At 69.6% G+C, this 23,203-nt stretch carries 16 protein-coding genes; 9 read left to right on the forward strand and 7 right to left on the reverse strand.

Features of this window, described 5'->3' with window-relative positions:
* Position 1: 1 nt before the first annotated feature.
* Complete coding sequence (locus tag GF068_RS22550) at positions 2–1,387, reverse strand: DUF4388 domain-containing protein (RefSeq protein ID WP_153821500.1); 1,386 nt, start codon at positions 1,385–1,387, stop codon at positions 2–4.
* A gap of 154 nt (positions 1,388–1,541) precedes the next feature.
* Between GF068_RS22550 and GF068_RS22555 the strand changes: the two genes are divergently transcribed.
* The gene (locus GF068_RS22555) at positions 1,542–3,449 is read left to right on the forward strand and encodes a hypothetical protein (protein ID WP_420814131.1); all 1,908 of its coding nucleotides are present in this window, start codon (positions 1,542–1,544) and stop codon (positions 3,447–3,449) included.
* Positions 3,450–3,462: 13 nt separating this feature from the next.
* On the opposite strand, the gene GF068_RS22560 is transcribed toward GF068_RS22555, so the two are convergent.
* From GF068_RS22560 to GF068_RS22570, 3 genes are read right to left on the reverse strand one after another with little or no spacing between them, the layout of a single operon-like run.
* Positions 3,463–5,634 (reverse strand): transglutaminase TgpA family protein, encoded by a 2,172-nt coding sequence (locus tag GF068_RS22560; RefSeq protein ID WP_153821502.1) that lies wholly within the window; start codon positions 5,632–5,634, stop codon positions 3,463–3,465.
* Entirely contained in the window at positions 5,631–6,782 is a 1,152-nt protein-coding gene (locus GF068_RS22565) for a DUF58 domain-containing protein (protein WP_240807206.1), read from the reverse strand. Before GF068_RS22565 ends, GF068_RS22560 begins: the two co-directional genes overlap by 4 nt.
* Before the next feature lie 11 nt (positions 6,783–6,793).
* Positions 6,794–7,759, reverse strand: a complete 966-nt coding sequence (locus GF068_RS22570; RefSeq protein WP_153821503.1) for an AAA family ATPase — start codon at positions 7,757–7,759, stop codon at positions 6,794–6,796.
* A gap of 260 nt (positions 7,760–8,019) precedes the next feature.
* Between GF068_RS22570 and GF068_RS22575 the strand changes: the two genes are divergently transcribed.
* The 5 genes from GF068_RS22575 to GF068_RS22595 are packed head-to-tail and all read left to right on the forward strand — an operon-like array spanning position 8,020 to position 11,705.
* Positions 8,020–9,003: a decaprenyl-phosphate phosphoribosyltransferase gene (locus tag GF068_RS22575; RefSeq protein WP_153821504.1), complete on the forward strand. Its 984-nt coding sequence runs from the start codon at positions 8,020–8,022 to the stop codon at positions 9,001–9,003.
* Positions 9,003–9,728, forward strand: coding sequence for a CPBP family intramembrane glutamic endopeptidase (locus tag GF068_RS22580; protein WP_153821505.1), 726 nt, complete (start codon positions 9,003–9,005; stop codon positions 9,726–9,728). Before GF068_RS22575 ends, GF068_RS22580 begins: the two co-directional genes overlap by 1 nt.
* Positions 9,725–9,985 carry a YXWGXW repeat-containing protein gene (locus GF068_RS22585; RefSeq protein ID WP_153821506.1) on the forward strand — a complete coding sequence of 87 codons (261 nt, stop codon included), beginning with the start codon at positions 9,725–9,727 and terminating at the stop codon, positions 9,983–9,985. The genes GF068_RS22580 and GF068_RS22585 overlap by 4 nt, the downstream gene beginning before the upstream one ends.
* Before the next feature lie 40 nt (positions 9,986–10,025).
* Complete coding sequence (locus tag GF068_RS22590; RefSeq protein WP_338046513.1) at positions 10,026–11,150, forward strand: UTP--glucose-1-phosphate uridylyltransferase; 1,125 nt, start codon at positions 10,026–10,028, stop codon at positions 11,148–11,150.
* A gap of 51 nt (positions 11,151–11,201) precedes the next feature.
* Positions 11,202–11,705: an SRPBCC family protein gene (locus GF068_RS22595; RefSeq protein WP_153821508.1), complete on the forward strand. Its 504-nt coding sequence runs from the start codon at positions 11,202–11,204 to the stop codon at positions 11,703–11,705.
* Between the two features lie 2 nt (positions 11,706–11,707).
* Here the strand turns inward: GF068_RS22595 and GF068_RS22600 are convergent, their stop codons facing one another.
* Together GF068_RS22600 and GF068_RS22605 are read right to left on the reverse strand one after the other, a co-directional pair.
* The gene (locus tag GF068_RS22600) at positions 11,708–12,949 is read right to left on the reverse strand and encodes a type II toxin-antitoxin system HipA family toxin (RefSeq protein WP_206079520.1); all 1,242 of its coding nucleotides are present in this window, start codon (positions 12,947–12,949) and stop codon (positions 11,708–11,710) included.
* Positions 12,918–14,597 carry a GmrSD restriction endonuclease domain-containing protein gene (locus GF068_RS22605; RefSeq protein ID WP_153821509.1) on the reverse strand — a complete coding sequence of 560 codons (1,680 nt, stop codon included), beginning with the start codon at positions 14,595–14,597 and terminating at the stop codon, positions 12,918–12,920. The genes GF068_RS22600 and GF068_RS22605 overlap by 32 nt, the downstream gene beginning before the upstream one ends.
* Before the next feature lie 145 nt (positions 14,598–14,742).
* Here GF068_RS22605 and sppA point away from each other — a divergent pair, with 145 nt between their 5' ends.
* From sppA to GF068_RS22620, 3 genes are read left to right on the forward strand one after another with little or no spacing between them, the layout of a single operon-like run.
* A complete protein-coding gene (gene sppA, locus GF068_RS22610) occupies positions 14,743–17,223 on the forward strand; it encodes a signal peptide peptidase SppA (RefSeq protein WP_153821510.1) in 2,481 nt (826 codons plus the stop codon).
* The gene (locus GF068_RS22615; protein ID WP_170319617.1) at positions 17,220–18,152 is read left to right on the forward strand and encodes a P-loop NTPase family protein; all 933 of its coding nucleotides are present in this window, start codon (positions 17,220–17,222) and stop codon (positions 18,150–18,152) included. Before sppA ends, GF068_RS22615 begins: the two co-directional genes overlap by 4 nt.
* A 27-nt stretch (positions 18,153–18,179) precedes the next feature.
* Entirely contained in the window at positions 18,180–22,838 is a 4,659-nt protein-coding gene (locus tag GF068_RS22620) for a metallophosphoesterase (RefSeq protein WP_153821511.1), read from the forward strand.
* Here the strand turns inward: GF068_RS22620 and GF068_RS22625 are convergent.
* Complete coding sequence (locus GF068_RS22625) at positions 22,831–23,154, reverse strand: hypothetical protein (RefSeq protein WP_153821512.1); 324 nt, start codon at positions 23,152–23,154, stop codon at positions 22,831–22,833. The two genes, GF068_RS22620 and GF068_RS22625, sit on opposite strands and share 8 nt — an antisense overlap.
* Positions 23,155–23,203 lie beyond the last annotated feature (49 nt).

Consider the following 23,203-nt stretch of genomic DNA (forward strand, 5'->3'; position numbering starts at 1 on the left):
GCTACCTCGTACGAAGGACGCGCGACTGCAGGAACTGGTAGATGATCTTCACCGCGTCGAAGGAGCCGACGGTGCTCTCCTTGACGACCTCGCTCACGGTGCGCTTGCCGTCCACCGCGTCGAGCACGAGCCGCTCGAGCCGCGTGACCTGGCCGGGCGAGAGCCCTTCGAGGGCGAACTGATCGATGACGAGCACCTGATCGAAGTTGATCGTGCCCTCCATGAGCCGCCACTCGTCGACGCGGCGGAAGCCCTCGAGCACGAGGGCGCTCACGCCGAGGGTGAGCTTCGCCATGTCGGCCTCGGGCCGGAAGGGCTCCTTCGTGAAGGAGAAGCGCCCGTACGGCCAGCGGAGCATGTCGTAGATGAGCTCGCTCGATTGCTTGGTGAGGATGTCGACGAGCTCCTCGCGCGTGACGATGCCACGAGCCACGACCTCCTCGCCGAGCAGCTTGTTCGAACCACGCAGGTCCGCGAGCAGCGCGTCGAGCTGATCCCGCGTGAGCGCGCCTTTCTCCAGGAAGTAACGCCCGAGCCGGTACTCGTCCGAGGCGCCGCGCGACTGGACGAAATCGATCTGGCCCTGCCGCATGGAGATCGTGATCGAGGTGCGGTTGTTCGTGACGTGCAGGACGCCCGTCTGACGCTGCATGCCGAGCACCTGCAGGATCTCCGCGAGCGCCACGACCGAGAGGTCGCCGCTCATCGCCTCGCGCACGCCGTCGCCCGGGTCGAGGTCCTTCACCGTGAGCGAGAGCGCGGCGAGCACGTCGGGCGTCATCGCGCGCGCGACGGCGGCCATGACGGAGGCCTCGCTCGCGCGGTCCTCGGGCGCGAGGGAGATGATCGCGGGGACCACGGCGTTCGCGACCTGCTGCGCGAACTCCACGCTGGCGCGTTGCCGCGCGTGCCGGATGTGCATGCTCGGGCGCATGCTCTCGACCGGCAACACCTCCTCCTCGGGCATCTTCTGGCCCTCGGGGACGGGTCGCGGCGCGCGGCCCTCGGCGGTCTTGGAGAGCGCGCCCTCGACGACGGTGACGAGCGCACGCGCGTCGAAGGGCTTCGTGATCGCGTCGACCGCGCCCGTCTGCTGCACGAAGGTGCCGCGGATCTTGTCGCCCTTCGCGCTCATCAGCACGACGGGCAAGGTGCGGTGCGTCGCGTCCGAGCGGAGCTCGCGGCAGAACTGGTAGCCGTTCATCCGCGGCATCACGAAGTCGAGCAGGACGAGGTCGAACTTCGGGCCCTTGCGGATGATCTCGAGCCCCGCGATGCCGTCGCGGGCGGTGGTGGGCTCGAAGCCGCTACGGGCCAGGATGGCGCTGACGACCTTCAGGATGGTCGGGCTGTCGTCGATGACCAGGACACGCGCCGCGCTTGCCATGTGGGCGGCGCAAGCCTAACTCGGGCGGACCGAGATTCGCGCAGCGAAAAACCGTAAATCGTACCGCTCCGCCGAACGGTCGGGGCGAGGCGGCGCACGCTGGCCCGAAACTTGGCCGTCTCCGGTGGGCCCTGGCACGAGAGACCCCGTGCCGATGCCTCGTTCGTCCCCCGCACCCGCAGAGACCCGCCTCGCCTGGCACGAGCGCGCGCTGCGCACCGTCGCCGTGGCGCTGCCGTTCGGGCTCGCGCTCATGAGGGCCGCGGGCAGCGGGCAGTGGAGAGACGATCTACCAGCGCTCAGGGATCTCGGCCTGCTCGCGGTGGGCGTCGGTGGTGGCGCCTCGACGCCGCTGACGCAGGCCCTCGGGCTCTTGCCGCTCGGCCCGCGGACGTTCCGGGCCGCGCTCGGCGGGGCGATCGCCCTCGGGGTCGCTTCGGTCTTGCTGTTTGGTCTCGCGCGGCGGCTCCTGCGTGCCCTCGGCGCCGGGCCGACGCTCGCATCGGGGCTCGCGGCGCTCGGCACGCTCACGGCGGCGCTCTCGCCCGTGTGGCAACGCGAGGCGACGGTCGGCGGCGGCGCGATGATCGCGGTCGCGCTCGCGCTCGGGACGCTCGCCGCCGGGGCCTCGGTCCTCCGCGCGGAGGGCGCGCGCGTGGCGCCCGGCGCGGCGCTCTTCGGCGCGCTCGCGGGGGCGACGCTCGCGGAGAGCCCGCCGGCCGCGTTCGCCGCGATCTTCGCCGTGCTCGCGACGCCGATCGTCGAGCGTCTGCCCTTCGGCAAGCCCCTCGGCCTCACGCCGACGCCGATCCCCTCGCGCAAGCTCGTCGCCGTTTCGTTCGCGGCGATGGCGGCGGTGGCGCTGCTCCTGCTCGTGCCGCTCGCCGTCCGTCCGCTCGCGCCGCGCGCGTTCGCCGACGTCGGTCGCGCGCTCTCGGCCGCGGACTTGACGGGCTTCGACGTGGCCGGGCCGCGGCTGTCGAGTCTCTCAGCCTGGGCGCGCGAGGTGGGCGTGGCGTCCTTGCTCATCGCGCTCGGCGGCGCGATCGCCGCGCTCCTCGCGCCTCGCGCCCGCGGGCTCGTCGCGCCGCTCGTCGCGTTCGTCGCGTTCGACACCTTGATCCCCGCGCGCGCCTTCGCCGCGCTCTACGCGGATCCGATGACGCCCGTCCGCGCGCTCGCCGTCGCCGCGCTCGCCGTGTGTTCGGCGCTCGGCGTCTGCTGGGTGACGCAGAAGCTGCTCGATCTGCGCCTGCCGATGGCGAGGAGCGGCGCGGTGCTCGTCGTCGTCTTTCACGTGACGCTCGTCGCGCTCTCCTCCGAGGAGGCCGGTTACGTCGCGGATCGTGGCAAGCAGCTCGCCGCCGAGGAGTGGACGGACGGCGCGCTCGGGCGGCTCGAGCCGAGCTCGGCGATCCTCGTGCGTTCGCCGGCGCTCGCGTTCCGGCTCTGGTCCGCGCGGCTCTTGCGCGGCGAGCGGCCCGATGTGCTCATCGTGCCGGAGCGGCTCCTGCACCGCGGGCGCGTGGCGCTCAGCCTGCTCGCGGTGGAGCCGGAGATCGAGCCGCTCCTCAGGGACTACGCGATCGCCGGGCAGCCGAGCGAGTTCGCGCTCTCGAAGCTCGCGGACGTGCGGCCGCTGCACGCGGAGATCGATCGCCGCTGGCCGAAGCGGCTCGTCTCGCACCTGACGGTCGACGGATGCTGGCTCGAGTATGCGCCGCAGCCGCTCGGCGCCTCCGATCGCAAGGCCTCGACGACCGCCTCGCTCAAGCCGATCCAGCGCGTGATGGCCGCGATCGCCGCGCCGATCGTGCCTGACACGGCGACGTCGACCGTCGTGGCGGGGACGCTGCGTGATCAGAGCGCGGTGCTCTCGCTGCTCGGCGAGCACGACGCGGCGCAGGCGTTCCTCGACGAGGTCGGGCGCCTCGCGCCGGGCGAGGTCGGCCTGACGGGAGCGTCGGTCAAGCACGTGATCCTGGCGAAGGCGATGCAGGTCGCCGCCAGCACGCGCGCGTCGTCGCGGAGGCCCGGCCCCTCGGCCTCCCGCGCGCCCTGACGCGGCGAACCGCTCACGACGCGGGCGCGGCCGCGGCCTGCTGGTGCTGCGGCCCTGGCTGACGGATCGCCTTCACCCGCCGCTCGAAGCGCCGCCGATCTTCGTCCGAGATCACCACGCCGCCGAACCGCGCCGCGATGTAGATCTCGGTCAGATCGAGGACCTCCTCCGCGAGTGGGTGTGACATCGACACGAGCGCTTGCGCGTGCCGGAGCGGCGGGACGCTCGGCGAACGGCCCACGCCCCGCGCGCTCATCGCGGCGTCGAGCGCCTCGTAGAGCGCCGTCGCGAGCAGGGCGCTCGCCGAGCGAGGATCCGCGCTGCGCGAGGCCGTGGCCGCGCGTTGCTTCTTGCGCCGCATCCAGAGCGCCGCGCCTCCCGCCGCCGCGACGATGCCTGCCACGACGAAGAGCCCCACGCGGCCGCGGGGCCCGCCGTCCGACTTCGATCCGCCGCGGCGATAGCGCGAGGTGAGGCTGTTCAAGAGCCCCACCTGCTGGCTCAGGTCGTAGCTCACCACGTGCCGATCCCAGCGCTGGCTCGTCGCCTCGATGAGGTCGCGCAGGTACGCCCACACGCCCACGATCTCGCTCTTCGGCGCCGCGTCCGCGGGCGGGGTCGGGTCGAAGGTGAGCCAGCCGTATTCGTCGATCCACGCCTCGACCCACGAGTGCGCGTCGCCCTGGCGCACGGCGTAGAACTTGCCGAACCGGTTGTAGCTGCCGCCCACGAAGCCCGTCACGTTGCGCGTCGGCACGTCGAGCGTGCGGAGCATGACGGCCATCGCGGTCGAGTAGAACTCGCAGTGGCCGCGCTTCGACTCGAACAGGAAGTGATCGAGCGGCTGCGGATCTTTGCCCGACGGCGAGGCGAGGTCGTACCGATACTCGGTCCTCAGGTGGTTCTCGATCGAGCGCGCTCGTTCGAGCGGCGTCTTTGCTTCGATCGTCCACGTCGCGGCGAGCTCGCGGATCCGGTCCGACATGTTCCGCGGCAGCGTGAGGTACTTCCAGCGCTCGGAGCTCGGGAGCTTGCGGAACGTCGGGCTCTTCTTGCGGGACAGGAAGATGTCGTACTTGATGCCGCGGTCGTCGAGCGGCTGATACCGGAGCTCGCCCTCGGGGCCCTTGAAGGCCATCGCGTGCGGCTCCGGCCCCACCGTCGCGCGCGTCCGGAGCCGCAGCCCCGAGGCGTACGGCGGCAGGAACAGCACGGGCGGGTCGATCGGCTCGAGGTCGACGCGCATCACCGGATCGAGCTTGGAGTCGGGCCAGCGATCGTCGATCGGGACGATGCCGGCCTCGTTCTCCGCCGCGCGTTTCCACGTCTCGGTCTGCGTCCACGTGCGGCCGTCGTAGGCGTCGAGCGCCGCGCCGCGCAGGTGCAGCGGGATCCGCGCGGGCGGCGGGTCCGGCAGGTTCGGCATCTCGATGCGCATGACGAGCGTCGGGTCGCTGCGCAGGACGCCGACCTCGCCGAGGTCGACGCGCCCCGAGAAGCCGATCACGCGCCCCGAGTGCCCGCGGTTCAGGAGCAGCAGCGAGAGGCCGACGCGCGGGAAGAGCACGAAGAGCAGCGCCGTGAAGACGAAGATCGGCACCGAGAGCAGGCACGTCACGCCGAGGAAGGTGCGACCGACGACGCGGCGCGAGCGCAGGATGCGCGGCACGTCGACGGGCAAGCCCGTGCGGTCGCGCGCGCCTTGCCGGTAGTTGCCCTCGACCTCGCGCCGGAGGTGGCTCAGGACGAGCGCGCCCGGCGCCACGATGATCACGCCGAGGAAGCAGAGCCCGTAGCCCAGGCCTCCGCCGAGCACCGTGCCCGAGATCAGGTGCAGGAGCGCGAGCACGATCACCTGCTGGTCGTGCGCCGCGCCCTTGCGGGTCGCGAGCCGGATGATCTGCAGCGCCGCGGCGAACTCGATCACCACGTCGAGCACGTTCGCGTTCGCGTCGAAGAGCAGCCGCCCGATCTGCAGCGCGAGCACGCCGATCAAGGTGATCGCGTCGAAGTGCTTCAGCGCCGGGTACTTCTCCCAGACGTCGCGGACGAGCAGCGCGACGACGAGCCCGCCGATGAGCGAGCCGCTCACCCAGGGCCCGAACTGCCCGCTCGCGAGCAGCGCCAGGATGCCCAGCACCGCGAGCGCGTCGGTCATCACCCGATGAACGAGCCCGAACCTCATGCCTGCCCTCCGCTCGCCCGCGAAGGCCCTCCCCGAGCGAGCCCGCGGCGCTCCTGGATCTCCTGCACCCGCTCCTCGTCCACGGCGTCGAGCAGCGCGAGGAACCGGAGGATCCGATCCGAACCGATGTTCCTGTCGCCGCGCGCCTCCTCGCCGAGGTTCGTCGCGACCACCACGCCGTCGCCTCGCTTGATGTGGGCCACCGCGCGCGAGGCCACCTCGCGGATGCGCTTCTCGAACCCCTGCGCGAACGCGTCGCCCGCGCCCTTTGGCCGCACCACGTCGACCACGAGCCGGACGTCGGGCCGCGTCTCCCGCGCCCGCTCGCGCAGGATCATCTGGTTCGTGATCGCGCTCTTGCGCCAGTAGATGTCGCGCGGATCGTCGCCCTCGCGCATCGGCCGCAGCGCGTACGTCTCGTCGCTCGTTCCGCGCCCCGCGGTGCCCACGCCGCCGAGCGCGCGGCCACGATCCTCGGGCGGCAGGCGCACGGGATCGACGGCCGGGTAGATCACGAGCTCGCCGTCGGCCATGACCTCGCGGGACTTCTCGAAGAGCCCGAACGGGAAACGCGTGGCGATGCGGAAGCCCGTGTGCCGGTCCCTCCCGCGCCGCGCCGGCGTGCGCCGGTAGGCGGCCACCTGCGCGCTCGAAGGGCTGATCTTCAGGAAGAAGCAGCGTTTGTCCGCGGGCTGTCCCGCGCGCAGGTCCTCGACCTCGATCGCGTACGAGGGGATGCGCTTCTTGTGGTTGTAGACCTCGATCTCCACGAGGTGCGCCCGCCCCACCTGCGCCCGCGTCGGCAGCCGCCGCGTCACCGTCAGCGTCCGCAAGGACAGCTCGCTCATCACGCTCGACACAACCATCAGCGACAGCAGCATCCCGAGCAGCAGGTAGAGCAGGTTGTTGCCCGTGTTGATCGCCGCGAAGCCCACGCCGAGCGTGATGCCCACGAAGTACTTCCCCTCGCGGGTGAACTTCAGCCGGCGCGGCATCTTGAAGCTCCCGAACGACCGGAGGAACCGCGAAGCGGAGCTCTCCTGGCGCGGCGGCATCGGCGTCGCCTCCGGCTTGCCGGCGCGAACCTCCCGCGTGGGTTTGTCGCCCCGAACGGCGAGCGACTCGGCCTGCCTCCGGTCCGCCACCATGCGTCCCTCGCTCAGAGTGGAACCGGGACGCGCGCGACGATGTCCCGGACCGCGTTCTCGCACTCGTCGCGGCTCGGCATGTAGCCCTCGGCGTGCGCGGCGAGGCGGATCCGGTGCGCGAGCACGGGCACCGCGAGGTCGTGGATGTCGTCGGCGATGCAGTAGGAGCGCCCGTGCAGGACGGCGCGGCTGCGCGCGGCGCGGGCGAGGTTCATCCCGGCGCGGGGGGATGCGCCGAGCGAGAGCGTCGGGCTCGCGCGTGTCGCCGCGAGCACGGCCTGCAGGTACGTCGCGAGCGACGCGTCGAGCTCCACCCGATCGACCTCCCGCTGCAGCGCCACCAGCGCCGACGGCTCGAGCACCTGCGGCACGCCCTTGATCCGGTCGCCGTCGCCGCCTTGCAAGAGCAGGCGCATCTCCACGTGCGGCGGCGGATATCCGAGCCGGATGCGCACCATGAACCGGTCGAGCTGCGACTCGGGCAGCGGGAACGTGCCCGCGAAGTCCTGCGGGTTCTGCGTGGCGAGCACGAAGAACGGGTCGGGCAGCGGCGTCGTCGCGCCGTCGATGGAGACCTGCCCCTCGTTCATCGCCTCGAGCAGCGCCGACTGCGTCCGCGGGCTCGCGCGGTTGATCTCGTCGGCGAGCAGGATGTTCGCGAAGATCGGTCCTTGCCGGAAGACGAACTCCCCCGTGCGCTGGTCGAAGACGCTCACGCCGAGCACGTCGCTCGGCAGGAGGTCGCTCGTGAACTGCACGCGCCGAAGCTCGCCGCCCACGGCCCTCGCGAGGGCGCGCGCCAGCGTCGTCTTGCCGACGCCGGGCACGTCCTCGATCAGCACATGGCCGCGCCCGAGCAGCGCGATGAGCGCGAGCTCCACGGCTTCGGGCTTTCCTTCGAGGGCCTGCTCCACCGCGGAGCGGAGCTCCTGGAGCACGGGCGTCGTTTCCCGCGCGATCGAGAGCGCCGACGTCATTGGGGAGGATGCTAGCACGATCATCGTCGACGCCTGCTCGAACCTCCTGAATTCTGCAGCGCGGGGTACGGAGCGGGCCGGCCTTCCCGACTCTCGGCCCTCGCCGGGCGTCCTTTCAGCACTCGTGTGGCCCGACCCCCGGGCCGTGTGTATGCTCCGCCGTCGTGGCCGTCCCCGGTCCTCTTCGGGCCCCTTCTTCGAACGATGACGACGAGCGTCGCCGCGCCTCTTCTGCTTCGACAGAGGCCGACGCGCTCGCCATGACCCCGTCTCCGGGCGGCGCCGCCCTGGAGCTGGGGGCGAGCGCGCCGCTCTCGGAGCCGACGCCGCTCATCCCGCCTTCGAAGCAGGGCAGTCTTTTCTGGCGGATCCGCGGGATGATCCGCACGGTCCGGCCGAGCCAGTGGGTGAAGAACCTCTTCGTCCTGGCCCCGGTCGTCTTCGCCAAGCACCTGACCCACCCGTCGATCATCAAGAGCGCGATCGGCGCGTTCGGCGTGTTCTGCCTCCTCGCCGGGGCGGTCTACACGATGAACGACCTCGTGGACGCGAAGGCCGATCGGGTGCATCCGGTCAAGCGCTTCCGCCCGATCGCGAGCGGCCAGGTCCCCGTCTCCGTCGCCAAGGTGATGGCCGTCCTGCTCGTCCTCACGGCGCTCGGCGGCGCGGCCTTCGGGCCGTGGCAGTTCTTCGTCGTCGCGCTCGCGTACTTCACGCAGAACGTCGCCTACTCGTTTGGCCTGAAGAAGATCGCCTACGTCGACGTCGGCCTCATCGCGCTCGGGTTCGTCCTTCGTGTCCTCGCCGGCGGCTTCGCCACGAAGACGCCGATCTCGGGCTTCATGGTCGCGTGTACGGCGCTGCTCGCGCTCTTCCTCGGCTTCGGCAAGCGCCGCCACGAGCTCGCCTCCGCGGCGAACGCCGGCAAGCAACGCGCCGCGCTCGAGGCTTACTCGCCGCGCGCGCTCACCCTCGCGCTCGCGGCCACGGGCGTCGCCACCATCGCGACCTACCTCGCGTACACGCTCGACCACGACACGCAGCGCTTCTTCGACAACCCCTGGCTCTGGGTCACCACGATCCACCCGCTCTTCGGGGTCGTCCGTTTCCTCCAGCTCGTCGTGAGCCGCCCCAAGGCCGAGAGCCCCACGCAGGAGATCCTGCGCGACGTCCCCTTCATGATGAACATCATGATCTGGGTCGCCGAGGTCGTGTTCATCGTCTACCGGTTGAGGCCCTCCTGATGGCGGACGAGGCGAAGGCGAAGGAAGAGCCGGGCAAAGTCCCGGAGAAAAGCGACGCCTGGACCGACCTCGGCCTGACGCTCCCCATCTTTCTCCTCTACCACCTCGGCGTCGTCTTCCTCCCCGTCCGCAACGCCGCCGATCCCGTCACGGTCGAGCTCACCTCGCTGGCGGAGAACAGCCTGCCCACGTACGCGGGGCTCACGGTCGCGGTTGGCATCGCGTTCGTCGTGGTCCTCGCCGCCACGGGCCAGAAGCGCGCGCTCGAGGGCAAGCGCTTCGCGCTCATCGCCCTCGAAGGCACGCTCTACGCGATCCTCATGCGGTTCGTCGCGGCGTACGCGGTCGGATCTCTCACGCTCGGCCCGAGCGTCGAGACACGTGGCGCCTTCTCGGGCGTCGTCATGTCGATGGGCGCGGGCTTCTACGAGGAGATCGCCTTCCGCGCCGGGCTCTTTGGCCTCGGCGCGCTCGTCGTGAAGGCGATGTTCGGCCCGGGCGTCCGTCGGGTCGTGCTCACGCTGCTCTGGGCCGTCGTCGCGGCCGTCGCCTTCTCGGCCTGGCACTACGTCGGCGCGCTCGGCGATTCGTTTGACGTCCAATCATTCGTCTTCCGCGCCGTCTGCGGCCTCGTCCTCACGGCGATCTACGTGTTCCGCGGCTTCGCGCCTGCGGTCTGGACGCACGCCCTCTACGACGTGTGGGCCATGGTGCTTCACGGATGAATCGAACAGCCCGCCCGCTCGCCCTCCTCTTTGCTTCGCTCCTCGCGGCTTGTGTCGCCGGCACCCCGGAGACGCCGGCGCGGGGTGGGGGTCCGCCTCCGCCCTTGCCGGAGATCAAGACGGCGCCGCCGGCGCCTGGAATGGTCTGGATCCCGGGCGCTTGGCACGATGACGGCGTTCAATACGTCTGGATCCCGGGTCGGTGGGAGTCCCCACGGCACCCCACGGAAAACCCTGACGGGGAGCAGGGGCCGTGACTGGTTGCCTTCACCCGAGCGGCATGCTTTCTCCGCTGATGTGACGCTCGACCAGGAGATCGCTGCTCTTCCGCCGGCCCTGCTCGCCCGCCTCCGGGCGCGAGGCTTCGATCCCCAGCGGCTCGCCGCCTGGGCCTCCACGATCGGCCAGGATCGCGACAAGCGAAACCGCCTCCCCGGTGAGGTCCTCCCGCCTGCCGAGGGAGACGTCGTCGACGCACCTCGTCCGGATACGGCCGAGTACGCTCGCTTCGAGGCGCTTGGTCGCGAGGCGCTCGCGCGGGGCGAGGTCGCGTTGTGTGTGCTCGCCGGCGGCATGGCGACGCGTATGGGCGGCGTCGTGAAGGCGCTCGTCGAGGCGCTGCCTGGCAGGACGTTCCTCGATCTGCGGCTCGCCGAGATGGAGGCCCTCGCCCGCCGGACGGGCGCGACCTGTCCTCTCTGGCTCATGACGAGCGAGGCCACCGAAGGCCCGATCCGCGCGGCGCTCGGCGATCACCTGAACAGAGGCGACGTCGCTACCTTCGAGCAGTTCGTCTCGCTGCGCCTCACGCGCGAGGGCACGATCTTCCGGGACGAACATGGCGAGCCCAGCGTCTACGCGACCGGCCACGGCGACCTCCCCGACGCGCTCCGCGCGAGCGGACTGCTCGATCGGTTCATCCAACGAGGCGGCAAGACCGTGTGGATCGCGAACCTCGACAACCTCGGCGCCACCGTCGATCCGGCGATCCTCGGCTTCCACCTCGCGCACGGCGGGCCTTTGACCGTCGAGGTCGTGAGCAAGGTCGGCAGCGACAAGGGCGGCGGCCCCATCCGCTGGAACGGTCGCAAGATCATCACCGAGGAGATGCGCCTGCCCGTCGGCTTCGATCCCGCGCAGATGCCCGTCTTCAGCACGAACACGTTCCTCGTCTCGGCGGAGGCCCTGGCCTCGCTCGACATGACGTGGACGTACGTCGAGGTCGACAAGCAGGTCGGCGAGGCGAAGGCGGTGCAGTTCGAGCGAATCGTCAACGAGATCACGACCGCGCTCGACCCGCAGTTCCTCCGTGTCCCGCGCGACGGGGCTGCGTCGCGCTTTCTGCCCGTGAAGGACGTGCCCGAGCTCGAGCGCCGCAGACCCGAGATCGAGGCGGCGCTCCGGGCCCGAGGGATCCTCTAGGCCTGAGGGGTTCGTTCAGATCAGTACGGATCGCGCAAGGGAGCCACGGATTTGCACTTCGAGATCACGCACGAGTTCGATGCACCCCTCGACGCCCTGGAGCTCGCCCTCCTCTCGCCGGATCTCGGCGCGATGATGGTCCCCCACCTCGCCAGCACGGCCGTCGCCTCGGTCGAGACGATCGAGCACGTCATCCAGAACGGCGAGTTACGCCGCGTCCTTCGCTTCCAGGCGAGCGCGCCGCTCGCCATGTTCCGCGGCTACGACGTCGCCCGCGAGGCCCTCTCCTGGGAGGAGAGCTCCATCTACCGGCTCTCCGATCACGCGGCCTCGTGGTCCGTCTCCCCGCGAGAGCAATTCCGCAAGTATTTCAGCGCTTCGGGCACCTGCCGCCTCGAAGCGGCCCCGGACGGACGCGCGCGCCGGATCGTCGAGGGCGACATCGACATCAAGGCTTCGCTACTCTCGTCGCTCGCCGGACGCATGGCCCTCGTCGAGATCAGGAAGATCTACGACGCCGAGGCCGAGACGTTGCGCCGGCTCTCGACCTTATGAGGTCAGCGCAAGGCCTCGGACCTCTGCTGGATCGACGATTCGATTCGGGCTCTCATGGTCGGATGATCGCGCAAGAGCTCCGCGACTTCGGGCCACGCGCAGAGGACGCGGTCGACGACCGCGCTCACTTCTTCGGTGAGTGACGCCGAGACGCCTAGCTTTTTGCCTAGTGCAGGAAAGCAGGCCGGCGTGATGCGCTCGAAGCGCTTGGAGCCGCAGAATTTCAGGCCTGTGTCTTCGGGCGAATGCGCGGGGCGGTAGACCGAGGTTGCGACCAGGTCGTAGGCGGGCGCTAAGGAGGGGATGCGGCCATCCCGGTAGATGAGTGACCAGTTCTTCAGGTGCGCGTCGCCATTCGAGATCAGAATGTTGAAGGCGAGGCGCCTGGTGAACTCCAGTAGCGAAGGCAGGTCTCGACCACGGTACAGGAGCGCCGCAAGGGTTTCGAAGGAGCCGTGGTATTTTCCTTCCGGATAGACGTTTCGGACCTGGGCCATGTCCTCGATGTGGATGGGTTTGCGATCGGGAGACCGGTCGAAGCGACGGATCGCGTAGGCAGTCCTCTCGTCGCGTGGCCATACGTCGTCCGGTAGGTCCTGGATCTGATCGCGATCCACGAGACGGATATCCGGCACCTCGATGCCCGCTGCGCGAGCGAGGGTCATCATGGCGAACTCGTTGAGGGGCACGGCTGTGTGGTTCGCGTCAGGCAGTTTGATGATCCAATCACCGCCTTCGCCTACGCCTGGCGCGGTGAATTGCCCTCGTTTCTCGAGCATCGAGAATTTGAGCCCAACTCCTGCCAGGGAGAACCTCCATCCGGTGTCGACGAAGGGCCGCGGTTTGGCCGAGACGACCTCGCGCTCCGAGTCGGGTGCTCGCCTTGCCTCGTCGCTTTCGAGGACCTGCACGGCTCCCGGCAGATCGTGTCCCACGTGCGCGAGGAGCTCCATTTCGCGTACGATGGGGACGCCGCGGGCCTCGGCGATCCACGAGCGCAGGGGGCCTTCGGGGAGAAGATTCGAGAACCAGGGCGGGAGGCGCTGGCTTGCCGCGTATCGCGCGAGGAGGTTCTCCTCGAAGCGCAGCCCCAGCACGGCTCGATCGGGGTCTTCGATGTAGCTCGGCTCGAACGTCAGCCACGTATAATCGGCCCTGCGGTGCAGCGTGGCGATGCGACGGCCGTGCAGGAGAACCGCAAAATGTTGCTCTTCAAGCGTCGAGGGCATCGTCGCGGCTTTCATCGTCGTCCATGTCGAGCTCGTCGAGGGGAGGCGTGTCCTCGAACTTGGTCTCGGTCATCTTTTCGAGGAAGTCGCGGAGGACCTGGGTGAGTTTTTCCTGACGGGCCTCGAGGAAGCTCACCGCGTCACCTGCCTCCAGCATGGTGATCATCTGGATGTCGAGGGCGTGGGATGCCAGGATCTTCGCTTGGATCGAGACGTTGAATTCCGATGGTCCTCTCACGAATGCGACAACCACGTCATCGCCCACATCCTCGGGTACGATTGCCCGATTTGCCGCCCAAGCACGATACGTATCGGGCGGCGAGTGAAAAAATGTCTTCAATGCATTGGTCGCGCGCGTTTCATCTCCAAGGCTCTGCGTGATCCCATCAATGTCGTACGAGCCGCCGTCGATTGGCGATATCGGGCCACGTGACCAAAGGGCGCAGAGAAAGACCCGCGTTTCGGCTGTGTTGGTTCGAAAATGTGTGAGTCGAGGAAGTCCTCGCATTCGCTGGTCGACGGCGTCGAGCAGTCGCTGCACCGATCCAGACGCGTCTTTGGGTGTAATTTTAGTAGCGAGGGCGCGCATGGTGGAGGTCCACGCACCATGTAACATTGGTCCGGCCAGCGCGGCGCGCCAGAAGAAGCGCCGCAACAGCGTGCGGTTCCGCGCACTCGGTTTGGGATGGTGGGCGAAGTAGCGTGTCAATACGACAAGGAGATATCGGTAAGGCAAAAATCCAAAATGTGGGACTCCTGCGAATTTTTGCAAAAATTGCACGGCAGATATGAGCGCGTCTTCGGCGCCATCGTAGGCGTCGTCCGTGCTTTCCCCGCCAAAGTCTCTCTCGACGCCCTCCGAAAATTCCTGACGAATATCGCGCGATACGTCCCCACCGCGCCGCGCTAAAAACGCCCGCAATACTGTATCGTCGTCGATCCTACCAAAGCCTGTCGCAGCGTTGACTGCCTCGGCGAGCTTCGAGAAATTTATGTTCGAGCCTGCCTTCGAGGTCTGCCCATGAAGTGCGGCAAAGACCTCAGCTCGACTCAGTCGTCGCCCGTAATTGTTCATTCGGTCGAAGATGTCGCGAAGGATTTGTTCTTCCTGCTGCGTGACGACATATGCGGGAATGGCGTACTGACGAATCACCTTCGCGAGCTGCGAGGCCCGATTGAGGAGCACACGATCAAGTTCGGGGTGATCCGCGAACCAGGTGATCAGCCGCTGAAGATCAAAGATGACAGGCAGCGGAACGATATGCGCCGGGGCGTCTTGCTGAATTTTTCTGAAATTTGGATCCTTGAGGTCGTATGCTAGTGCGAACCGAGGGTCGTTTGCGCCCTCGTCCGTCAAGGCATTGGCCAGGCTCGTAATGCGCTGCTGACCGTCGACGACGTAGAGGGCCGAACCTCTTTCCCCGGAAATTTTTAAAGCTCCAAGCTGGATGCGCTCGGCCGGGGCCGACCGGCTCCACAGAAGCAGGTTTCCGATCGGGTAACCCTTCGCAATGCTATCGAATAGTCGCCGCACGTCCTCCCATTGCCACCGATAGCTTCGTTGAAATGAAGGCACCCGGACCCGGCCGGCGAGCACTTCCGTCACGATCTCTTCCGGCGTGAAGGTCTTGGCGTTGGGCTGCGAAATCGTCTCGGATGCCACGGCGCGACGCTAGCAGATCGGTTTCCCGTCCACCAGGACTGGTGCGGACGTACCAGCCGAGCCGTCAAGGCGCGACATGGGGACGGAGATCCCGGCTTACGTGGTATGGTCGCTCATCGCCCGCACAGCGCCGGCTCTCGACCTTATGAACAAGCTCTCCGCCTTCGCCCTCGGGGCCCTCGCGCTCGCCGCCGTCACCACCTCCTCCCCGGATCTCCACGCCCAGAGCAGGTACGTCCCCGCCCCGGGTCGACCCGTCGCGGCCGGGGATGACGCGTCGAGCATCGCTTACAACCCCGCGAACCTCGCCTTCTTGCCGGGCGCCGAGCTGCGCTGGACCATGGCGCAGGCGCCCTCGGCCGTGGGCACGACGAACGGGCATGCCTTCGACCTCGGCCTCCCGTTCCTCGGCCTGGCCACGGGCCTGCGCGTCGATCTGCTCGACGACCCTTCCGACTTCGCGGCAGCCGGAGGCGCCAGGCAGCAGTGGCTGCGCTGGGGGCTCGCGATGAACCTCGGCGACTCCCTCGCGCTCGGCACCACCTTCGGCTGGTCCTACGCCGACAGCCTCTCCCTCGACGATCAGTTCGGCGTGACGAGTGGCCTCACGTTTCGCCCTGCCACCTGGCTCTCCGCCGCCGCCGTCGCGCGTGACTGGACCACGAACGCCGATCGTCGCTACGACCTCGGCGTCGCGCTCCGCCCCTTCTGGGGACGGCGTCTCGCCGAGCTCGGCCTCGAAGCTTCGATCCACGAGCGCACGCGTGAGGTCACGCCGCGCGCCACGCTCGGCATCGACGTCCCGCGCGTCGGCCGCCTGCGCGGCGAGGTCTCCGTGCGTGACCTCGCGCAGAGCCCCGACCTCACCGCGATGGTCGGCCTCGACCTCAACCTCGCGACGTTTCAGGCCGGCGGCGGCGCCATCTTCGGCGGCGGCGACGTCGGCTACTACGCCACGGCCGCGATCCGCAGCTACCGCGAGCCCGGCTTGCCCACGCCCAAGCGCGTCGCGCGTATCCGCATCAACTCCACGCCTGGCGTCCGCAACCACGTCAAACTCCTCCGTCGCCTCTGGCGCCTCGCCGAGGATCGCAGCGTCGACGGCGTCGTCCTCCAGCTCCGCGCCGAGCCTGCGAGCTCGCTCGCGCATGCCGAGGAGGTCGGCGACGCGATCCGCTTGCTCCGCGCGAGCGGCAAGAAGGTCCTCTGCCACCTCGAAGACGCCGGCGGCCGCTCCCTCCACGTCTGCTCGCAGGCCGATCGGATCGCCATGAACCCGGCCGGCGGCCTCCGCTTCGCGGGCCTCTCCTCGCAGTACATGTACTACGGCGGCGTCCTCGACAAACTCGGCGTCCGGGCCGACTTCGTGCGCGTCGCCGAGCACAAGCTCGCGGCCGAGCAGTACACGCGCAAGAGCTCGACCGAGATCGGCCGCCAGGATCACATCGACCTGCTCACGCAGCTCGAGGGCATCTACATGCACGACGTCGGCGGAGGCCGGAAGATGCCGCTCTCCACGCTCCGCCAGACGATCGCGAAGGGCCCCTTCATCGCGTCCGAGGCGCGCGGCGGCGGCCTCGTCGACGTGCTCGCCTACGACGACGAGATCGACGAGTTCGTCGAGGAGACGATGGGCGGACGCGCGCGTATCGTCGACGACGCCGCGCCCTCGAACGCGCCCACCTGGTGGGGCTCGCCCTCGAAGATCGCGGTCGTCTACCTCTCGGGCGACATGGTCGACGGCGAGAGCCAGACGATCCCGCTCGTCGGCATCCGCCTCGCCGGCTCCTACACCATCGCGAAGGCCCTCAAGCGCGCCCGCGAGGATTCGAGCGTCAAGGCCGTCGTCTTCCGCATCGAGACCGGCGGCGGCTCCTCCCTCGCGGCCGACGTCATCCTGCGCGAGGCCATCCTCACCGCGAAGGCCAAACCCTTCGTCGTCTCCATGGGCACGGCCGCGGCGAGCGGCGGCTACTACGCAGCCGTCGCGGGCGGGCCGATCTTCGCCAACCGCGCCACGATCACCGGCTCGATCGGCATCTTCTACGGCAAGGTCGACCTCGTCGGCCTCCTCGGCAAGCTCGGCGTTGGCCTCGAGCAGTTCCGCACCGCTCCACGCGCCGACGCCGAGAGCCTCTACCGGCCCTTCACCGACGACGAGCGCCGCGAGCTCGGCGTCAAGGTCAAGCAGTTCTACGACCTCTTCATCGCGCGTGTCGCCGACGGCCGCAAGATGAAGCCCGAGGACGTCGACGCCGTCGCGCGTGGCCGCGTCTGGACCGGCCAGCAGGCCCTCGAGCGCAAGCTCGTCGATCACATCGGCGGCCTGCGTGAGGCCCTCGAGTTCGTCCGCGCCCGCGCCGAGCTCCCGCGTGACACCGAGCTCGTCGAGTTCCCCGAGGACGACGACAGCGCCCTGCTCGCGCTCGCCAAGCTCGCCGGCATCGCCTCCGTCTTCCCGCAAGCGGGCGCCGTGCCGATCGTCATCCCGCCGGCCTTGCTCGACCTCGCGCGGGGCCTCGCGCCGTTCATGGTCTACGACGGGACGAAGCCGCTCGCGCGCCTCGACCTCGTCGGTGACGTCTCCTTCGGCGGCGCTCCGGCGACCGTGGACGACGAGCTGTGACCGAACCCGCGCCTCCGCCCGTCCTCCACGCCGAGGACGCTCGTGTCACGATCGACGACGTCGTCGCCATCGATCACCTCACGGTCCGCGCGCGCGGCGATCGTGTCCTCTGCACGGGCGAGGCCGAGGCCCTCTTCGCCTTGCTCACGGCCGTCCCGCTCCGCTCGCGCGCGCCCTGGCACGACGAGGCGGCCATGCCCGGCGAAGCCTCGCTCGCCGCCGGCACCTTGCACGTCGCCGGCCTCGACGTCGCCACGCGCGCCCACCTCGACGTCGCCGGCATCGCCCCGCTCGACCCGCCCTTGCCCAAGGGCACGACCGCGCACGACTACGTCACCTGGAGCGCGCGTTTCGCCGGCTTCTCTCCCCGCGCCGCGCGTGACCTCGCGGCCTCGGCGCTCGAGCGCGTCGGCCTCGTGACCTTCCTTCGCCGCGCCGTCGAGACCTTCGACGTCCCCTTGCGCCGCGCCCTCGTCCTCGCTCACGCCCTCGTCGCCGATCCTGCCGTCCTCGTCCTCGAAGCGCCCCTCGCGGGCCTCGACGGCTCTGCGGCCGTGTTCGTCATGAACGCCCTCGCTCGCGCCACCGAAGGTCGCACGGCCATTCTCTCGGCCGAGCGCCTCGAACCCGGCACGCCCGAGGGTGACCTCGCCCGCGGGGCGAGTGACGTCCTCGTCTTCGCGGGGGGCGCGCTCGTGCTCGAAGGCGCGCCCGAGGAGCTCTTCGCCGGCGTCCGCGTGTATGGCGTCACCATTCGCAAGAACCCTGGACCTTTCCGCGAGGAATTGCTCGCCCGCGGCATCGAGGTCAAGGGTGGCCCCTTGCGCATGAGCGTGCGGCTCTCGGCCGAGGCTTCGACGAAGGACATCGTCGCGGCGGCGAGCCGCGCGCGGGCGCCGCTCGTGGAGATGTTCCCGATCGTGGGCTAAGCTCCGTCCTCGGGGGAGGGCGGATCGATGCATCGAGACGACGACGTTGCGCTTTTCGCGGGGTCGCTGCCGGGGGTTTTGGCCGACGGGGAGGCGCTCCCGCCGCTCACGGAGCGGCTCTCGTCGGGGAGCGTGTGGACGCGGGAGCTCACCGTCCTCGCGGAGGAGCTCGTCCAGGCGTGGGCGCAGCGGGAAGGCTTCGACTTCGCTGGCCACGTCGTCGACGCGGATCCGAGGAGCATCGAAGACCCGGTGCGTATCCTCGACGTACGCGCCTGGGACACCGTCCGGACCGTGCGCACCTGGTCGAGGTCCGAGCTCGTCAAGCTCCTCCGCCTCGTCCCCGCGCTCTTCGCCCGTTATTACCCCGAATCCCCTGCGGCCCGCGCGCTGCTCCCCGGCTACGACGGCTTCGATTTCCACGCCTTCGGCCGCCTTTATCGGGAGCGCGTCGCCCGCGCCTTCGAACACCTCAGCCTCCTCGGTTTTCCCCCGGACGCCCTCCGCCAGAAGGACGCCCGCGGCGACATTCGCCTCGCGGATCTCTTCGTCCCCACGCGGTTCATCACCGACGACCGTGATCGGAAAAACCCGACGCTCGCCGAGCTCCTCAAGCGTGGCTCCTCCGCCCTCGTCCTCGGCGATCCCGGCATGGGCAAGACCACGCTCCTCGCGTTCCTCTCGCTCCTGCACTCCGATCCGAGCGTCAGCCTCGAAGGGTATCGATCCCCGCCGTGGCGCGTCCCTCTTTTCGTCTCCCTGCGCGAATACGCCCTCGAGTCCCACAAGAGCGAGCTCTCGCTGATCGATTTCCTCGCCGCGCGGGCCCGCTCGGACCATTCCCTCCCGAATGCCCACCCCGCGTTCTTCGAGGCCACGCTCCGGATGGGCGAGGCCATCGTCCTCTTCGACGGCCTCGACGAGGTCGGCTCCGCCTCCACCCGCAGCCGCGTCGCCAGGGCCGTCCGTGAATTTCGCGCCGCATACCCGCGTTGCCCTGTCTGGGTCACGTCCCGCATCCACGGCTACACCGCCGACATCGCGCTCCCTCGTATCGAATTCGAGCACCTCCGCATCGGCCCCCTCGCCGACGAGGACATCGACCATTTCATCAAGCGCTGGTACCAGATCCAGATCCCCGACAACGAGCGCCGCCGCGACGACCAGAAATCCTCCCTCCGTCGCGCCGTCTTCCGCACCTCGCAGGTCCGCGCCCTCGCCACGAACCCGCTCCTGCTCACGCTCATGGCCTTCGTCCACCGCTTCCTCGGCCATTTGCCCCAGGAGCGCGGCGAGCTCTACGAGAAATGCGTCGACATGCTCCTCCGCACCTGGCTCGACGCCAAGGAGCGCCCCGAAAAACACGCCTTCGAGCGCCGCGGCCTGCGCACCGAGCTCCCGCGCACGTACCTGGAAAAACTCGCCCTCCACGTCCAGTCCCACCCGAGCGGCAGCCTCCACGGCGTCCGCGGCCTCTTCTCCCGCGACGACGCCCTCGATTTCCTCACCGACCTCCACAAAGCGCGCGCCGAGGACGAGGAGCGCGACATCTCCCACGAGATCGCCCACGCCGAGATGCGCGATTTCATCGATTTCGCCTGCGACCGCGTCGGCCTCCTCGTCGACCGCGGCGGCGGCAAGCTCTCCTTCTTGCACCTCACCCTCCAGGAATACCTCGCCGCCCACGCCGACAGCTTCGACGTCGACGACGACGACGAGGGCCAGTTCGTCCGGCAGCACCTCGGCGACGGCGCCTGGGAAGAGGTCCTCCTCCTCCGCTGGTTCGTCCTCGCCAAGAAGCGCGGCGAGCGCCGCCGCAAGCTCGTCCGCGACCTCGTCGGCGACCTCGTCGACGCGCTCGCGAAATCCCCCGAGCACCCCGGCTGGCTCACGCTCGGCCGCGCCATTCGTGACGGCCTCGTCGCCCGCGAGCGCGACCGCCGCGTCATACTCTCCGTCCTCCTCGCCCGCTGGGCCCGAAAGCCCGCCTTCTCCGGCGACATCTTCCTCGTCCTCGACGACATCTGCGAATTCGGCGACGCCGACCTCCGCGGCGAGCTCCGGGCCGCCTGCGCCGACCTCCAGGAAAAAGGCAACTCGGCCGAGGCCCTCGCCGCCCTCCACCTCGAAGCCAAGCTCCTCGGCGACCTCCCCGGCGCGGCCGATCGTATTCGCGCCCGCCCCGACCTCGCCGAGCTCCTGCCCGACCTCGTCGTGTTCCGTGACGAACCCGCCCTCGGCACCCTGCTCGACGAGCGCTCCACCGTCGACCACTGGGCGACGGCCCTCGCCGACCTCGGCGGCACCGCCGTTTATCGCACCACGCTCGGCTGGCTCACCGGCCTCTCCGAGAGCCCTGTCCCCTCCGAGGCGCCTTTCCTCGGCGCCGCGCGCTGGCTCCGCGAGCGCATCCGCGCCGAGATCGAGTCCCGCCTCGCCTACACCGAGCATTACCCCGAGCGCGTCCATTTCCTCCTCCAGTCGCCTTATGGCTGGCGCCTCTCCGACTGGACCCATTCTCTCACCGCCCCGCTCGCCTTCCGCGAGATCCCGAGAGAGCTCTCCGCCGCGCCCCGGCCTGCGCCGATCACCACGAAGCTCTGCCACCCGAAGCTCGCCCGCGATCGCATGGGTGATTGTGACCTCGTCGAGCTCCCCCTCATCGAGCGAATGGTCCGGTTCAACGAGGGCGCGCTCGCCGCCTTCCCCCGGAGCGAGCCCATCCCCGAGGACGCCGTCCGCCATATCGCCACGGCCTTCGTCCGCACCGTCGTCCGCACCTTCGCCTGGAGCTTTCCGCGCTCCTTCACCGGCAACCCCAAGCCCACGTTCGTCCGTGAATTCGTCCAGTCCCTCGGCCGCGACCTCCGCAGCGACATCCTCCGCTCCTTCGGCCGCGCCTTCGCGCAGAACTTCGTCCGCGACTTCTTCCGCACCCTCGGCCGCGCCTTCTTGCGCGCCTTCGGCCCGACCCTCGGCCGCGATTTCGTGCGTGACCTCGTCCCCGCGCCCGAGCGTCGTCGTTATGCCTCGCTCCTCGGCGGCGAAGGCTCCGCCGACGCGCTCGACTGGGAGGCCCGCTGGGATCAGGCGCTCGGCGAGGAGGCGCACGTCGCCCGCGTGCTCGAGCAGGACGATTTCTGGTGGCTCATCTACATCCACCGCCCCCGGCTCGGCATTCACGCCGAGTCCCGCCCGCCGAACCTCTCGTTCGACCTGAAAAACCCCCTCGCCCTCCCCGTCCTGCTCGCCGACGCGGGCACCATCGCGGCCAATGAATGGCTCTTCGCCTTGAGCCGCCACCTGCACATCCACCCCGCCGACGAAAAGTCCTCGGACGAGGCCTGGGAGACGTGGCTCGATCAGAACCCCGTCGATGCCTTCTGGGTCGCGTTCGCCTGGGACGAGCACGCCAGGCTCCTTCGCCAGCACCATGGCCGCCTCGAAGGCCCGCTCGGCGCGCTCGCCCTCGCCCACGCCGAATACGCGTCCCTGATGACCGGCTTCGACCTCGTCGAATCGTGCCCCGCCTGGAAGACCCTGCTCGACGAGGCCGGCCCCGAAAAGGTCGCCGCCCTCCGCGCCCTCGGCGCCACGCCCACGGCCGCCTCCGCGACGGCCTCCGCGACGGCCTCCGCCGCCGCCTCCCCTTCAATGACCGCCTCCGCTCCCGCCCCCGAGCCCGCGGCCCTCTTCACCTGGCTGCACCTCTCGGATCTGCATTTTGGCCTCCCGGGCGCCGGCGATCGGCACAACCAATCCCAGATCCTCGCCATTCTCCGCGACGACCTCGCCTCCCTCGAACGCCAGGGCCTCCCGCGCCCCGACGCCATCCTCGTCACCGGCGACATCGCCTGGAGCGGCAAGCCCGATCAATATGCCGACGCCTCGAAATGGCTGCTCGACGTCGCCGGCCGGCTCGGCCTCTCCCCCGACCGTATCTTCGTCGTGCCCGGCAACCACGACGTCGACCGCGGCGCCGACGCCGATCGCACCGTCAAGCGCCTCCTCCGCGGCCTTCGCAGCGGCGACGACGACCTCGACGAGGCCCTCGACGACGAGGACGACGAAGCCCTGCTCCGCCGCCGCCAGAGCGCCTACCTCGAGTTCGCCAAGAGCTTCGCCCCCGCCTGCCGCGACCTCTTCTGGACCAGCCTCGAGAAGGCCCGCGACGGTTTGTCCGTCCGCATCATTGGCGTCAACACCGCCCTCCTCGCCGCGGGCGACGACGACCCGCGCAAGTTACGCCTCGGCCAGCGCCAGCGCGCCCTCCTCAACGACGCCGCGCGGGATCGTGAGCTCGTCCTCGTCCTCGGCCATCACCCCCTCGAGGACGATTGGCTCGCCGAGCAGCGTGACCTCGCGCGATTCTTCGCGAGCCGCGCCCACGCCTACCTCGCCGGCCACGTCCACGACGCGAAGAGCGAGCGAATCGTCACCGGCGGCGGCGCCGACACGCTCCGCATCATCGCGGGCGCGGTCTACGGCGGGCGCGAGCGCGACATCCCCCACGGCCACGCCTACAGCGTCACGTCCCTCCACCGCGCCCCGAGCGGCGCCCCCGCCCTGCGCGTCCACCCGCGCCGTTTTTCCTTCAAGAACTACGACTTCCGCCAGGACATCGACAGCACCGACGAGGGGCGCTCGTATGCCGAGCACCCCCTCGCCCGCTGGAAGCTCAGTTGAGCCCCTTGATCCGGTAAATCAGCCCCACGCTCATGTCCTTGTGGTCCTTCGGCGGGTTCTCGGGCTCCTTCTCCTTGGGCCCGGCGGCCTTCACCGCGGGCGCGGGCGCGGCGCCCTCGGGCGCCTTCACCTCCGTCGATGCGCCCTCCTTCGCCGGGCTCGCCGGGGCGCCTTCCGTCTTGGCTTGCTCCGTCGTCTTCGGGGCGGCTTCCGTGGTGGCGCCGCCGCCACAACCGGCCAGGGCCGAGATACACAGGCCGAGCGCGGCTGGCACGAGGGTCACGAACGAACGAAGGCGCAGACGACGAATCGACATGGGGGCCATTTCTCCTGCAGCCCGGCTCTCCGGGGCAAACGGCCGCGCA

This window comes from Polyangium spumosum (assembly GCF_009649845.1).
In the GTDB taxonomy this organism is placed as follows: domain Bacteria; phylum Myxococcota_A; class Polyangia; order Polyangiales; family Polyangiaceae; genus Polyangium; species Polyangium spumosum.

Coding starts and splice junctions, on each gene's coding strand:
- GF068_RS22565 (WP_240807206.1), bottom strand. CDS start 6,782: ATGGTGGCGGACCGGAGGCAGGCCGAGTCGCTCGCCGTTCGGGGCGAC.
- GF068_RS22585 (WP_153821506.1), top strand. CDS start 9,725: ATGAATCGAACAGCCCGCCCGCTCGCCCTCCTCTTTGCTTCGCTCCTC.
- sppA (WP_153821510.1), top strand. CDS start 14,743: ATGAACAAGCTCTCCGCCTTCGCCCTCGGGGCCCTCGCGCTCGCCGCC.
- GF068_RS22570 (WP_153821503.1), bottom strand. CDS start 7,759: ATGACGTCGGCGCTCTCGATCGCGCGGGAAACGACGCCCGTGCTCCAG.
- GF068_RS22550 (WP_153821500.1), bottom strand. CDS start 1,387: ATGGCAAGCGCGGCGCGTGTCCTGGTCATCGACGACAGCCCGACCATC.
- GF068_RS22560 (WP_153821502.1), bottom strand. CDS start 5,634: ATGAGGTTCGGGCTCGTTCATCGGGTGATGACCGACGCGCTCGCGGTG.
- GF068_RS22620 (WP_153821511.1), top strand. CDS start 18,180: ATGCATCGAGACGACGACGTTGCGCTTTTCGCGGGGTCGCTGCCGGGG.
- GF068_RS22600 (WP_206079520.1), bottom strand. CDS start 12,949: ATGAAAGCCGCGACGATGCCCTCGACGCTTGAAGAGCAACATTTTGCG.
- GF068_RS22625 (WP_153821512.1), bottom strand. CDS start 23,154: ATGTCGATTCGTCGTCTGCGCCTTCGTTCGTTCGTGACCCTCGTGCCA.
- GF068_RS22555 (WP_420814131.1), top strand. CDS start 1,542: ATGCCTCGTTCGTCCCCCGCACCCGCAGAGACCCGCCTCGCCTGGCAC.
- GF068_RS22580 (WP_153821505.1), top strand. CDS start 9,003: ATGGCGGACGAGGCGAAGGCGAAGGAAGAGCCGGGCAAAGTCCCGGAG.
- GF068_RS22575 (WP_153821504.1), top strand. CDS start 8,020: ATGACCCCGTCTCCGGGCGGCGCCGCCCTGGAGCTGGGGGCGAGCGCG.